Here is a 12,441-nt window from a genome sequence, read left to right as displayed (position 1 = left end):
CGAGCTACGACGCCGCCTCAGCGAGGGCCGTGCACTTCGGGCACAGGCCGAAGATGTCGACCACGTGTCGCGCCTGCGTGTACCCGTGCTGGGCGGCGACACTCGACGCCCACTGCTCCACGGGATCAGCCGTGATCTCGACCGCAGCCCCGCAGTTGCGGCAGATCAGGTGATGGTGGTGCTCGCCCATCTCGCACGCGCGGTAGACGACCTCGCCGTCGGCGTTCTGCAACGAATCAGCCTCGTCGCTCTCGCTGAGCGCACCGAGCGTGCGGTACACGGTCGCCAACCCGATGCGCTCCCCCGCGGCCGACAGCCGCTGGTGCAGCACCTGGGCGCTCACGAACTCCGATGACTCCGCCAGAGCGCGACGCACCGCTTCGCGCTGCCGAGTGTTCCGTTTGACGGGGGCCGCGGGCGTCGGCGCGGTAGCCCCGCCTTCACCGTTCGTCTCGTCGCTCATATCAGCCGACCATACCGGGGGTGGATGCGCGGCGCGAGACGCCCTGCGCGAACCGGCCCGTGACGCCCTTCGCGAGCAGCGCGACGACAAAGATGGCCACGGCCGCCAGCGCCATCGAGCCACCCGCGGCGAACGACAGGGAGCGGGACACCTGCAGGCCGACAACCGCGGCCGTGCCGCCGAAGACGCACGAGAGGGCGAGCATCCACCCAATGCGCTTCGTGAGCAGCCTGGCCGCGGCGGCCGGGGCCGCGATCATCGCGATCGCGAGGATCGACCCGATGGCGGGCATGGCCACGACAACCGTCAGAGTGATGAGGGCGAGGGCCACGAGATCCCACGTGCCCTCGCGGAAGCCCGCCGCTCGGAAGCCGCGGGCGTCGAAGCTCGAGAACAGCAGCTCCTTCCCGAACAGCGCGTACACGGCCACCACCACGGCGAGCGCTCCGGCGAGCAGCCAGACGTTCGTGGGGTTCATGGCAAGAATCGACCCCGTCAGATACGAGTCGACGCGCACCGACTGCCCACGGTTCAGCGACGCGAAGAGCATGCCGAGCGCGTAGCCGAAGCTCAAGATGATGCCGGCCGCGACCTGCTTGCCCTGCCGCGGCACACGCGACAGCGCGGCCATGAGGGCCACGAGCAGCAGGCTGAAGATGGATGCGCCGACCACGATGTTGAGGCCGGCGACAGCCGCGAAGACGCCGCCGGGGAACGTCGCGTGCGTGAGCGCCACCGTGTAGAACGCGCGCTGGCGAAGCAGCACGAGCACGCCAACGAGGCCGCTGAGGAGCCCAACGAGCGCGCCGGTGAGCAGGGCGAGGGAGAAGTAGTCCACGGTCAGGAGACCACCTTGGTGCTCGTGCGCACCGGCGCCTCGGCACCCGGTGCAACCGCGGCGGCGACCACAGCCGCCCGTGCGCGCCGACCGGAGGAGCTGAACGCCACCACCCGCGTCACGGCGACCACCACCAGGTAGAGCGCGACCAGCACCAGCACCAGCACGGCGCTCGGGGATGCCTGGATGCCCGCATCCAGCGACAGCCAGAGCCCGGCCCACAGGCCGACCAGCCCGCAGCCGACCGAGACGAGCAGCGAGACGGCGACGATCGCCCACACTCGGCGCACGAGGAGGCGCGCGACCGCGACGGGAACAATGAGGAGCGCCAGCACCAGCAGGTTCCCGACGGCCCGAGCCGCGGCGACCACAACCAGGGCGATGGCGACGTTGAGCACCAGCTCATAGGCGAGCACCCGCATGCCCGAGGCTTGCGCCTGCTTGCGGTCGAACGAGACGAGCAGCTGCTCCTTCCACGTGGCCAGCACCAGCAGCACCGCCGCGCCGCCGAGCACGCAGATCGCGACAATGTCGGTGCTCGACACCGTGAGGAGCTGCCCGAACAGCAGATGCTCGAGTCCCGATGCATAGTCGACGCTGCGCGAGACGATGACGATGCCGAGCGAGAAGGCTCCCGCCAAGACCACGGCGATCGTCGCGTCAGAGCCGATGCCCCGCGCCGACGCGATCGTCAGCGCCACCGTCGCGATGAGCGCCGCGATGCCCGCACCGACATACACCCCGTCGGTGCCCGCCGCGATGAAGCCGATGACCACACCGGGGAACACCGAATGCACGAGCCCGTCGCTCAAGAACTCCAGGCCGCGCAGCGCGAGCGCAGTGCCGACGATCGCGCTCGCGACGGCGAGCACGATGATGGCGATGGCCGCGCTCTGCACGAACGGCAGCTGCAGCAAGATCGAGAGGTCGGTCACACCCGCGCCCGCTCGTGCTCTTCGGCGTCGTCGCCACCCGGCGCGCAGAGCGTTCCGTGGGCGCCGCCGTGCGCCTCCGTGTCGGCAGACGTGCCGGAGAAAGCGGCCGCAAGCGCCGCATCCGTCAGCGCCTCCGAGATGGGGCCGCCCGCGATCTGGCGCCCGTTGAGCAGTAGGACGTGCGAGCACACCTCGTGCGCGAGCTCGAGGTCGTGCGTCGAGACGACGATGCCGACCCCGGTCTCGCGGAGGCGACGCAGGGTCGCGATCAGCGCATCCCGGTTCGTGCGGTCGAGACCGTTGAAGGGTTCGTCGAGCAGGATCAGCTTGGGCTCGGTCGCGAGTGCCCGCGCCAGCAGGCCGCGCTGTCGCTGACCGCCGGAAAGCTCACCGAACGTCGCGCCCGCGAGGTCCGTCAGCCCGACGGTCTCGATCGCACGACGCACTACGTCTCGGTCAGCGGCGCTCGGCCAACGGAACAGCCCCATGCGCCGGTAGCGGCCCATCATCACGACCTGACGGAGTGAGACAGGAAAGTCGGGATCGATATGCGTCGACTGCGGCAGGTAGCCGACGTCGGATGCGCGCGCTCCCGGCGACGTACCGAGCACCTCGGCCACACCGCTCGTCGGCAGCAGGCCGAGCAGCGACTGCAGCAGGGTCGACTTGCCCGCCCCGTTCGGGCCGAGCAGCGCCACCGCGTCGCCCTCCCCCACCTCGAACGACACACCGGTCAACGCGGGCGCCTCCCTGCCATAGGCAATGGAGGCGTCGCGGTACGAGACGAGCGGGGCTGGATGCGTCACTGCTGCGCGAGCGCCTCAGGCACGTCGGTCGCGGTGGCGCCCCAGGATTCGATGATCATCTGAGTATTGTGCACCGTCGCGCCGACATACGTGCCCGTCGGGGTGCCCGGCTCGCCGAGCGCATCCGTCGCCAGTGCCTTGTCGCCGGAGAAGACCTTCGCTCCGGTCTGCGCGGCGATCGTCTCGGCGTTCTGCGGCGAGAGCTGCGTCTCGGTGAAGATCGCCTTGACGTTGTGTTCCTTGATCTCGGCGATGAGCGCGTCGATCTCGGCCGCGCTCGGCTCGGCGCTGTCATCAAAGCTCGGCATGATCGAGCCGACGAACGTGATGCCGTACTGCTCGAGGTAGTAGTGCAGGGCGTCGTGGTTCGTGACAACGACGCGCTCCGCCTCGGGTACCGCGTCGACGTTCGCGGCGATCCACGTGTCGAGCTCCGTCAGCTCAGCGTCGTACGCGTCGGCGTTCGCCTGCACGGCGGCTGCGTCGATGCCAGGGAGTTCCTCGAGGTGCGTCGCGATCTCAGCCGCCATGAGCTTCGCGTTCGCCGGCGACGTCCAGGTGTGCGGGTTGCCCTCAGCGTGCTCGTGGTCTTCACCCTCGGCCGCCGTCGTCTCCTCCGCGTGCGAGTGCTCCTCGCCCTCCTCATGGCTGTGCTCTTCGCCCTCGGCGTGCGAGTGCGCCTCGTCACCGTGCGCCTCGTCACCGTGGTCGTGCTCGTGGCTGCCAGAGAGGGTCACGCTGGCAGACGCATCCACCACCTCGCCCGCGTATCCGCTCGACGAGACGGCCGCGTCGAGCCACTCCTCGAGTCCCGCGCCGCTCGAGACGACGAGGTCGGCCGAGCCGAGCGCCACGAGGTCGGCCGGAGTCGGCTCGAAGCTGTGAGCGCTCATACCCGGCTGCAGCAGCTGGGTCACCTCGACGTTCAGGCCGTCGGTGAGCTCGCGTGTGAAGTCGGCGACCTGCGTGGTTGTCGCGACGACAGTGAACGCCTCGCCCTGTGCGGTTGGGGCAGCGGATGCGTCGGGGCCGGCGGCCGGACCTGAGCAGGCCGCGAGGGCGAGCGTCGAGAGTCCGGCGAGGGCGATGAGGGCGGGGGCGCGAAGGTTCACCAGTGGAGTGTAATTCGTACTGAGAATCAATGTCAATTGCGCGGACTGTGACACCGCAAGAGTTGTGGCAGATCGCACTTCCCGCGCTCGGGAACCGCACTTCCCCACAACCCTGCGGCTCCGCAGACCTCAGTCGAGCAGCAGCGCGGGTTCCTCAACGATCGTCGCCACGTCAGCGAGGAAGCGGCTTGCGACATCACCGTCGACGAGGCGGTGGTCGAACGACGCACCCAGGGTCGTCACCATGCGTGGACGCACCTCGTCTTCGAACACCCACGGCTTGAGCTTGATCGTGCCAAGCGCGAGGATTCCGACCTCGCCCGGGTTGATGACGGGCGTTCCCGTGTCCATGCCAAACACGCCGATGTTGGTGATCGTGAAGGTGCCGTCACGCATCTCGGTCGGCGGCGTCTTGCCGTCGCGCGCCCGGTAGGTGAGCTGCTCGATGGCCTGCGCCAGCTGTTGCAGCGTCATCGCATGTGCGTCCTTGATGTTCGGCACGATCAGGCCCCGCGGAGTGGCGGCTGCGAGGCCGAGGTTCACGTAGTGCTTGATCGTGTACTCCTCGTCGGTCCAGGCCGCGTTCACGGTCGGGTTCCGGCGAATGGCCCACATCACGGCGCGCGCCACGATGAGCAGCGGCGAGACCTTGACTCCCGCGAAGTCGGGCGAGGCCTTGAGGCGCTTCACGAACTCCATGGTGCGGGTCGCGTCGACGTCGGTGAAGAGTGTCACGTGCGGGGCAGTGAACATCGACGACACCATCGCGTTCGCCGTGGCCTTGCGCACGCCCTTCACGGGGTGCTTCTCCTCGCGCACCTCGCCCCAGATCGGCGTCTCGAGGTTCTTGAAGACGCTCGCCTGCTGCGCGTGGCGGATGACGTCGTCTCGCGTCGTCTCACCGGCGAGGCCGGTGGGCTCCACCTGCGCGAGGTCGACGCCCAAATCCTTGGCGAGCTTGCGGATCGGCGGCTTCGCGATGATCGGGGCAGCGGATGCGGCGGGCACCGAACCCGGTCGAGCCTGGGTGTGCGCTCCTCCCGCCGGCACGGGGGCGGCCTGGGCGGCTGGGCGATGCGACGGGGTAGCCGGGGCCGGGATCTGCGCGGGGCGTGTGGGCTGCGCCGGGGCCGCAGCCTTCTTACGACGGCGCGTGGTGGGCGCGTCGCCGAGGCCGTACCCGACGAGCACCGCGTTGGCACCCGACTCGCCGCCTTCTGCGGACACCGTCGAAGCCGCATCCGCTTGCGCCGCCTCGAACTCGAGGTCAACGGCGGGCGTCGGCGGCGTCGCAGCAGGTGCCTCAGCGTCGCTGACCGAGTCTGCGGTCTCGATCGAAAGGATGTGCTTGCCCACGTCGACCGTCTGGCCTTCGCTCGCGAACAGCTCGACGACTCGTCCCTCGAAGGGGCTCGGGAGCTCGACGACCGACTTCGCCGTCTCGATCTCGCAGAGGGTCTGGTTCAGCTCGACCGTGTCGCCGGCCTTGACGTGCCAGGCCACGATCTCGGCCTCGGTGAGTCCCTCCCCGACGTCGGGGAGTTCGAAGTTCTCGGTGCTCATTGGTGTGCTTGCCTCTATCTGTGCGGGCTTGAAATCAGTACTCGAGCGAACGGTCGACGGCTTCGAGGATGCGGTCGGCGTCAGGCAGGTAGTTCGCCTCGAGCTTGGCTGGCGGGAACGGCACGTTGAAGCCGGAGACGCGAAGCACGGGCGCCTCGAGCGAGAAGAACACGCGCTCCTGCACGGTTGCCGCGATCTCCGAGCCGATGCTGGCGTTCGACGGGGCCTCCTGCGCGACGACAAGGCGGCCCGTCTTGCGCACCGATTCGACGATCGGCGCGTAGTCGACGGGGCTCAGCGAGCGAAGGTCGACGACTTCGATGCTCACGCCTTCGCTCTCGGCGACGGCAGCCGCCTGCAACGCGACCGCGGTCATCGCGCCGTGCGCGACGACCGTCACGTCGGTACCCGTGCGGGCCACTCGGCTCGCGTGCATCCCGACCGCTGGCGCGCCGAGGCTGACCTCGCCCTTCTGCCAGTACTTGCTCTTCGGCTCGAAAAACAGGACAGGATCGTTGCTCTGGATGGCCTGCTGGATCATCCAGTACGCATCGTTTGGCGTCGACGGAGAGATGAGTCTGAGGCCGGCGGTGTGCGCGAAGTACGCCTCCGGGCTCTCCTGGTGGTGCTCGACCGCGCCGATGTGCCCGCCGTAGGGCACGCGGATGACGACCGGCATCTGCAGGCGGCCCTCGTTGCGGTTGGTGAGCTTCGCCAGCTGCGTCGTGATCTGGTCAAAGCCGGGGAAGATGAACCCATCGAACTGGATCTCGCATACCGGCCGGTACCCGCGCATGGCGAGGCCGATCGCGGTGCCGATGATGCCGGACTCGGCGAGGGGCGTGTCGAGCACGCGGTTCGGGCCGAAGTCGCGCTTCAGGTGCTCGGTGACGCGGAAGACGCCGCCCAGCGTGCCGATGTCCTCGCCAAGCTGGACGACCTTGTCGTCGTCTTCCATCGCGCGGCGAAGCCCCGCGTTGATGGCCTTCGCCAGCGGCAGAGTGACCGTCTCGGGCGCATCCGCCTGGTGACCCTGCCCCGCGCTGTCGGGGGTTGGGGTCGGGGTGCTCGTTGCGACGTCAGTCATCGGGTTGCCTCCTGGTTCGCGGCCTCGTCGAAAGACGCCTCGTATCGGCGCAACCACTGCTTCTCTTCTTCGAGCTGCGGATGCGCGTCGCTGTACACGTGGTCGAACATGGAGTCGTTGCTCGGCTCTTCGATCTCGAAGACGCTGCGGCGCACGTCTGCCGCGTAGTCCTTCGCAGCCTCATCGACGCCCTCGAAGAAGTCCTCACCGACGCCCTGCCCACGCAGGTACGCACCGAGTCGTGCGATGGGGTCGCGGCGACGCCACGACTCCTCCTCGTCTTTCGTGCGGTACTTCGTGGGGTCGTCGGTCGTGGTGTGGGCGCCCATCCGGTACGTCTCCGCCTCGATGAACCCGGGGCCGCCGCCCGCACGCGCACGCTCGAGGTGCGATCGCGTCACAGCGAAGCTCGCCATGACGTCGTTGCCGTCGATATGCGTCGACGGCATGCCGAAGCCACCCGCACGCTTGTAGAGCGGGTTGTTGGCCTGCACGGAGACGGGCACCGAGATCGCCCACTGGTTGTTCTGGAGGAAGAAGACCAGCGGTACCTGGTAGCTGGTGGCGAAGACGTAGGCCTCGTTCGTGTCTCCCTGGCTGGTGGCGCCGTCTCCGAAGTAGACCACCGTCGCCTCATCCTTCTCGAGGTCTCCCGTGCCTGTCGCGCCGTCGAACTTCTGGCCCAGCGCGTAGCCGGTGGCGTGCAGGGTCTGCGAGCCGATGACGAGCGTATAGGGGCGAACGCCGTGGCCTTCCGGCGACCATCCGCTGTGGGTCACCCCACGCAGCAGCCGAAGCACGTCGACGAGGTCGACGCCGCGAACGAAGGCCACGCCGTGCTCGCGGTACGACGGAAACACCGTGTCCTGCGGACGCATGGCGTAGGCGGAGCCGATCTGGGCTGCTTCCTGCCCCTCGGCGGGGACGTACAGCGAGAGCTGACCTTGACGCTGGAGCATCGTGGACTCGCGGTCGAAGGCCCGCACGTAGCTCATGTCGCGGTACGCGCGCAGGTAGTCCGAGGTGGTGAGCAGCTCGAGCTGCTCCAGGAAGGGCTCGGCGGCCTTGGTCGGCTTCACCTCTCCCTCTGGAGTGAGGATCTGCACGGTCTCGTCGCCTGGAGTCACGTCGTGTGGCGCCTTCCTGCTGTTCCGATCCCGGATGCGGTTGCCCGAGATTTCGCCAGTCTAGTTCTCTGCCCCATCACCATTCAGGAGAAATCCTCCAACACTTCAGGCAGACCCTGCACGAGATGGACGAGGATAGGAGGCATGCGAGCCCTCCTGAGCATCATCATCAACGCCGTCGCCCTCTGGGTCGTGACCCTCATCTTGCAGTCGCATGTGCAGGTGATTCCCTTCGAGGACTCCACGTGGGGCGTCATCGGCACGCTTGCCCTCTTCGGGCTCATCTGGGGTGTCGTCAACGCCGTGATCGGCGGATTCGTCCGCGTTGTCGCCTTCCCGCTCTACATCCTCACGCTCGGGCTGATCTCGTTCATCGTGAACGGCTTCCTCTTCTGGCTTGTCGGGGTCATCAGCGAGGGCATCGGATTCGGCATCGAGGTGTCAGGATTCTGGTGGGCGGTGCTCGCGGCGCTCATCATGTCGATCCTCACGTCCATCCTTGGCGGCTGGGTGCGCGGCGCAGATTCGAAGCTGAAGAGCGACCGGCGCCGACGCGAGGACTGACCTCAGCGGTCACACCTTCAGGTTCTCCGGTTCGATCGTGCTCGTGATCGGTGCGAACTTCTCCTCGATCAGCTGGTTGAGATCATCGATCGCCTCGGTGACTTCGGGGAGCGGCTCGAGCCGCTCGACCGTATAGAGGTTCGTCTCCTCGAGCCTGTGCCCCGAATACGCCTCCAAGAGGGTTGCCTTCGCCGAGTCGAGTGTTCGGTCGCCGCTCGCGTCAGCGTGCCCGACGGTCTCGAGGTAGCGCGCCTGGGAGTGCGCGGCGAGAGGGTCGCCGTCAAGCGGGGTGACGGCGTCTGCGTCGGCGATCACCACCGTCGAGTCGCTGCCGTCGGGCGCCAGCCCCTGGAGCCCGACGATCGGGTCCTCTCGGTGCTGGATCTCGATGATCGGTGCCGCTCTCCCCGAGCTGCCCTGCTGCTCCTGCAACTGACTTCGAAGCCGCTCGGCGTCGATGGGACCGCCGATCGACACGAGTCCTCTCGTCTCGAACTTTCCCGTTCCGGCGATGGCCGCAGCCACGAGTGCGCCCTGCGAATAACCGGCAAAGACGACCGCGTCCCCCGGTTCGATGCCGGCGCGCTCCATTGCGGCGAGGACCGCCGAGACCGACTGCGAGTCGATGCCGGCGTACGCCGCGAGGTTCCCAGCGAGGTCAAACGGGTTCTCCGTCGATCCGTACGCGAGATCTGACGTGCCCGTGACCGCGACCTCGAAGAGCCGATTCCCGACCGCATCCGCGTAGCTCGTGATACGAACCTGCGGCCCACCGTCGACCGACGGCGGAATCGCCGCGACCAGTTCCTGCAGGCCCGCGGGAGGCGCATCCCTCCCCACGAGCGGATCGGCGGCGCGCTCCACCCGGAAGCTGTCACTCGGGAGAAGGCCGACCGCCCCTGCCCCTGCCAGCACCCACGACACGAGGCTGCCGCCATCAGCGCCCGGTGCGGGAGGGAGCCCGAGGAGGCCGAGCGCGAAGTCGTCGGCATTTTCGACGGTGACTCGAATGAGGTCCTGGATGCGCGGATCGCTGAGCGTCGGGGCCTCGGCGGCGAGTGCGACGAGGGCCGCGACGCCCGCGGCTGGTCCGAGTAGCGCGACGGTGAGCGGCAGGGCGCGGCCGAGTGAGTTCGCAACGCTGGCACCCACCGCCTCGACGACGGCTCGCGAAAGCGCCTCGGCTCGCTCATAGAGCTCGGCGGCGAGCTGGATGCGCTGGCTCAGCGACGAGAGCTGCACCTCGAGCGGCGCGCCGCCGAAGTGGGCGACCTCGGCCTGCGCCGCTGAGGCCGCGAACGACAGTCCCGATGAGCTCAGCCAAGCGGAGGCAGGCAGCCATTCCTGCGCCGCGAGGACCGAGCGCAGCGCGGTGAAGTCGGCCGCGAAGACCTCGGTCTTCGCAGCGATAGCGCGCACGTCGTTCGGGCCGACGACGACAAGCTCGCCGGTCACTGGCGGCTCAATCCCGCGAGCTCGAGCTCGAGGCTGGCGTGCACGGAGCGGTAGTCGTCTTCCGCGAGCGCGGCGGCGGTGGCGACGAGCGAGATGGCGTCGGCCAGGAGGTGCGCTTCCGTCGCGAGGCACCGTTGCGCGGGCGAGCTCCAGGCATCCGAGTCGGCGAGCAGCCTGAGACTCGCGCAGATGTCGCGCGCGCCGGAGTCGAAGGCATGCAGCGCACGCGCGTTATCGAGAGCGATGAACTGGAGTTCGTGGAGCATCTGCACCCTGGCGGCGTCGATGATCGGCAGCGTCGGGCCGACGATGGGGGCCGCGCTGGGAAGGTGTGGCGTGGGCTCTGGCATTCGCTGGTGTCCTGTCCTCTCGTCCGTCGAATGCCCCGATCATCCGACCCGGCCTGGGTCACCGGCGAGCCCAGGCACCGAGCTGTGGACAGGCCGCGTTCCACAGGCGAAACAGCATCGGAGTGGGCTCAGCTGTGCGACATCCAAGAAGAACGGGTGAACAGTCGCACGCGCGGCCCCCGGATGGGCGACAATGGGCGTCATGGCGAAACTCAGCAAGGACGCGGTCTTTCGCATCATCTTCGTCTGCACGGGAAACATCTGCCGTTCCCCGATGGCGGAGGTCATCTTCCGCGACCTGGTCGAGAAGTCTGGTCTCGGCAGCGCCGTCAGCATCACCTCCGCTGGAACCGGCGAATGGCATGTGGGAGAGAAAGCGGACCCTCGCACGCAGTCCGCGCTCGAGCGAGCCGGTTTCACCGCTGAGAACCACCGCGCGAAGCAGTTCGAGGTCGACTGGTTCGACACCTTCGACCTCATCATCACGTTCGACCGCGGCCAGCGCCGCATCCTCAAGGCGTGGGCCGCCGACGACGAGCAGCGCTCGCTCGTGCAGCCCCTCCTCACCTTCCACCCCGCGCCTCCCGGCGGGATCACGGAAGTCCCAGACCCGTACTATGGCAACGATCAGCTCTTCGACCACGTGCGCGACATGATCACCAGCGCGTGCCAGGAGCTTCTTCGACAGATCGAGCCGGTCGTCCGGGCTGCGCTGACGGCGCGCGCCGGATCGTCCTCATCCCAAGGAGCACAATGAGCCCCCTCCCTCCCCAGATGCTGAGCCCCCTCGACTCGCGCTACCGCAAGAGCGTCGAAGGCCTCGGCGAGCACCTCTCTGAGGCCGCGCTCAACCGTGCCCGCGTGCACGTCGAGGTGGAGTGGCTGCTCTTCCTCACCGACCGCGAGATGTTCGGGTCGCACAAGATTGACGCTGAGAAGGCCGCTGCACTGCGCGCCGTCGTGACCGACTTCGGGCAGAAGGACATCGACGAGCTCGCCGAAACGGAGGCGCGCACGCGCCACGACGTCAAGGCAGTCGAGTACTACGTGCGCGCACGCCTCGACGAGCTCGGCCTCCCGGAGCTCGCCGAGCTCACGCACTTCGCGTGCACCAGCGAGGACATCAACAACCTCTCGTACGCGATCACGATCCGCGACGCGGTGAGCGACGTCTGGCTGCCCGCCGCGGCCGGACTCGCCGACCGCATCGCGGAGCTCGCCGTCGAGCTGCGGGATGTGCCGCTGCTGTCGCTCACGCACGGCCAGCCAGCGACGCCCACGACGCTCGGCAAGGAGCTGGCCGTGTTCGCGCACCGCCTGCGCCGCCAGTTGAAGCGCGTCGAGGCCACGGAGTACCTGGGCAAGTTCGCCGGTGCGACGGGCAACTTCGCTGCGCACCAGGCGGCGAGCGTCGACACGAGCTGGGAGCAGCTCGCCGACGAGTTCGTCACGGGCCTGGGCCTCGCGTGGAACCCGCTGACGACGCAGATCGAGTCGCACGACTGGCAGGCGGAGCTGTACGCCGACGTGTCTCGCTTCAACCGCATCCTGCACAACTTCTGCACCGACGTGTGGACGTACATCTCGCGCGGCGTGTTCCGCCAGATCCCTCAGGCGGGCGCGACCGGCTCGTCGACGATGCCGCACAAGATCAACCCCATTCGCTTCGAGAACGCGGAGGCGAACCTCGAGATCTCGAGCGCGCTCCTCGATTCGCTCGGCTCGACGCTCGTCACCTCCCGCCTGCAGCGTGACCTGACGGACTCCAGCGCACAGCGCAACATCGGCGTCGCGTTCGGCCACTCGCTGCTGGCGTTGGACAACGTGACTCGCGGCCTGCGCGAGATCGCTGTCGACGAGGAGCTGCTCGCGAACGAGCTCGACAGCAACTGGGAGGTGCTCGGGGAGGCGATCCAGACGGTCATCCGGGCCGAGATCGTCGCGGGGCGTTCATCCATCGCCGACCCCTATGCCGTGCTGAAGGACCTGACGCGTGGCCGTCGTATCGGCAAGGCGGAGCTCGTCGAGTTTGTGACCGGCCTCGACATCGGGCAGGAGGCGAAGGACTCGCTCCTCGCGCTCAGGCCCGGCAGCTACACGGGCGCCTCGTCGCGCCTCGTCGACTACCTGAAGTAGGCGCG

The 12,441-nt window shown here is 68.3% G+C and carries 13 protein-coding genes; 3 read left to right on the top strand and 10 right to left on the bottom strand.

What is annotated here, in order from left to right; all coding sequences use genetic code 11:
• Positions 1–4: 4 nt before the first annotated feature.
• From ACPYN9_RS11105 to ACPYN9_RS11070, 8 genes are all read right to left on the bottom strand, one after another.
• Positions 5–463 (bottom strand): Fur family transcriptional regulator, encoded by a 459-nt coding sequence (locus tag ACPYN9_RS11105; protein ID WP_424466561.1) that lies wholly within the window; start codon positions 461–463, stop codon positions 5–7.
• Position 464: 1 nt separating this feature from the next.
• Positions 465–1,301, bottom strand: a complete 837-nt coding sequence (locus ACPYN9_RS11100) for a metal ABC transporter permease (protein WP_424466559.1) — start codon at positions 1,299–1,301, stop codon at positions 465–467.
• A gap of 2 nt (positions 1,302–1,303) precedes the next feature.
• On the bottom strand, positions 1,304–2,236 hold the full coding sequence (locus ACPYN9_RS11095; RefSeq protein WP_424466557.1) for a metal ABC transporter permease: 933 nt from the start codon (positions 2,234–2,236) through the stop codon (positions 1,304–1,306).
• Positions 2,233–3,042: a metal ABC transporter ATP-binding protein gene (locus ACPYN9_RS11090; protein ID WP_424466555.1), complete on the bottom strand. Its 810-nt coding sequence runs from the start codon at positions 3,040–3,042 to the stop codon at positions 2,233–2,235. The genes ACPYN9_RS11095 and ACPYN9_RS11090 overlap by 4 nt, the downstream gene beginning before the upstream one ends.
• Positions 3,039–4,154, bottom strand: a complete 1,116-nt coding sequence (locus ACPYN9_RS11085; RefSeq protein ID WP_424466553.1) for a metal ABC transporter substrate-binding protein — start codon at positions 4,152–4,154, stop codon at positions 3,039–3,041. Before ACPYN9_RS11085 ends, ACPYN9_RS11090 begins: the two co-directional genes overlap by 4 nt.
• Before the next feature lie 129 nt (positions 4,155–4,283).
• Positions 4,284–5,717, bottom strand: coding sequence for a dihydrolipoamide acetyltransferase family protein (locus ACPYN9_RS11080; RefSeq protein ID WP_424466551.1), 1,434 nt, complete (start codon positions 5,715–5,717; stop codon positions 4,284–4,286).
• A gap of 34 nt (positions 5,718–5,751) precedes the next feature.
• Positions 5,752–6,804 (bottom strand): alpha-ketoacid dehydrogenase subunit beta, encoded by a 1,053-nt coding sequence (locus ACPYN9_RS11075; protein ID WP_424466549.1) that lies wholly within the window; start codon positions 6,802–6,804, stop codon positions 5,752–5,754.
• A complete protein-coding gene (locus ACPYN9_RS11070; protein WP_424466547.1) occupies positions 6,801–7,931 on the bottom strand; it encodes a thiamine pyrophosphate-dependent dehydrogenase E1 component subunit alpha in 1,131 nt (376 codons plus the stop codon). Before ACPYN9_RS11070 ends, ACPYN9_RS11075 begins: the two co-directional genes overlap by 4 nt.
• A 144-nt stretch (positions 7,932–8,075) precedes the next feature.
• Between ACPYN9_RS11070 and ACPYN9_RS11065 the strand changes: the two genes are divergently transcribed.
• Positions 8,076–8,495, top strand: coding sequence for a phage holin family protein (locus ACPYN9_RS11065; RefSeq protein WP_424466545.1), 420 nt, complete (start codon positions 8,076–8,078; stop codon positions 8,493–8,495).
• 9 nt (positions 8,496–8,504) lie between these two features.
• Here ACPYN9_RS11065 and ACPYN9_RS11060 read toward each other — a convergent pair whose 3' ends face one another.
• Both ACPYN9_RS11060 and ACPYN9_RS11055 read right to left on the bottom strand, forming a co-directional pair.
• Positions 8,505–9,950 carry an alpha/beta fold hydrolase gene (locus tag ACPYN9_RS11060; protein ID WP_424466543.1) on the bottom strand — a complete coding sequence of 482 codons (1,446 nt, stop codon included), beginning with the start codon at positions 9,948–9,950 and terminating at the stop codon, positions 8,505–8,507.
• Complete coding sequence (locus ACPYN9_RS11055) at positions 9,947–10,300, bottom strand: hypothetical protein (RefSeq protein ID WP_424466541.1); 354 nt, start codon at positions 10,298–10,300, stop codon at positions 9,947–9,949. The genes ACPYN9_RS11060 and ACPYN9_RS11055 overlap by 4 nt, the downstream gene beginning before the upstream one ends.
• A 202-nt stretch (positions 10,301–10,502) precedes the next feature.
• On the opposite strand from ACPYN9_RS11055, the gene ACPYN9_RS11050 reads away from it, so the two are divergent.
• Positions 10,503–11,057 carry a low molecular weight protein-tyrosine-phosphatase gene (locus ACPYN9_RS11050; protein ID WP_424466539.1) on the top strand — a complete coding sequence of 185 codons (555 nt, stop codon included), beginning with the start codon at positions 10,503–10,505 and terminating at the stop codon, positions 11,055–11,057.
• Positions 11,054–12,436, top strand: coding sequence for an adenylosuccinate lyase (gene purB, locus ACPYN9_RS11045; RefSeq protein WP_424466537.1), 1,383 nt, complete (start codon positions 11,054–11,056; stop codon positions 12,434–12,436). Before ACPYN9_RS11050 ends, purB begins: the two co-directional genes overlap by 4 nt.
• The last annotated feature ends 5 nt before the right edge of the window (positions 12,437–12,441 follow it).

Source organism: Pseudoclavibacter helvolus (assembly GCF_049707175.1).
GTDB classification, from domain to species: Bacteria; Actinomycetota; Actinomycetes; order Actinomycetales; family Microbacteriaceae; genus Pseudoclavibacter; species Pseudoclavibacter helvolus_A.
This window is presented reverse-complemented; position numbering and strand designations above follow the sequence as displayed.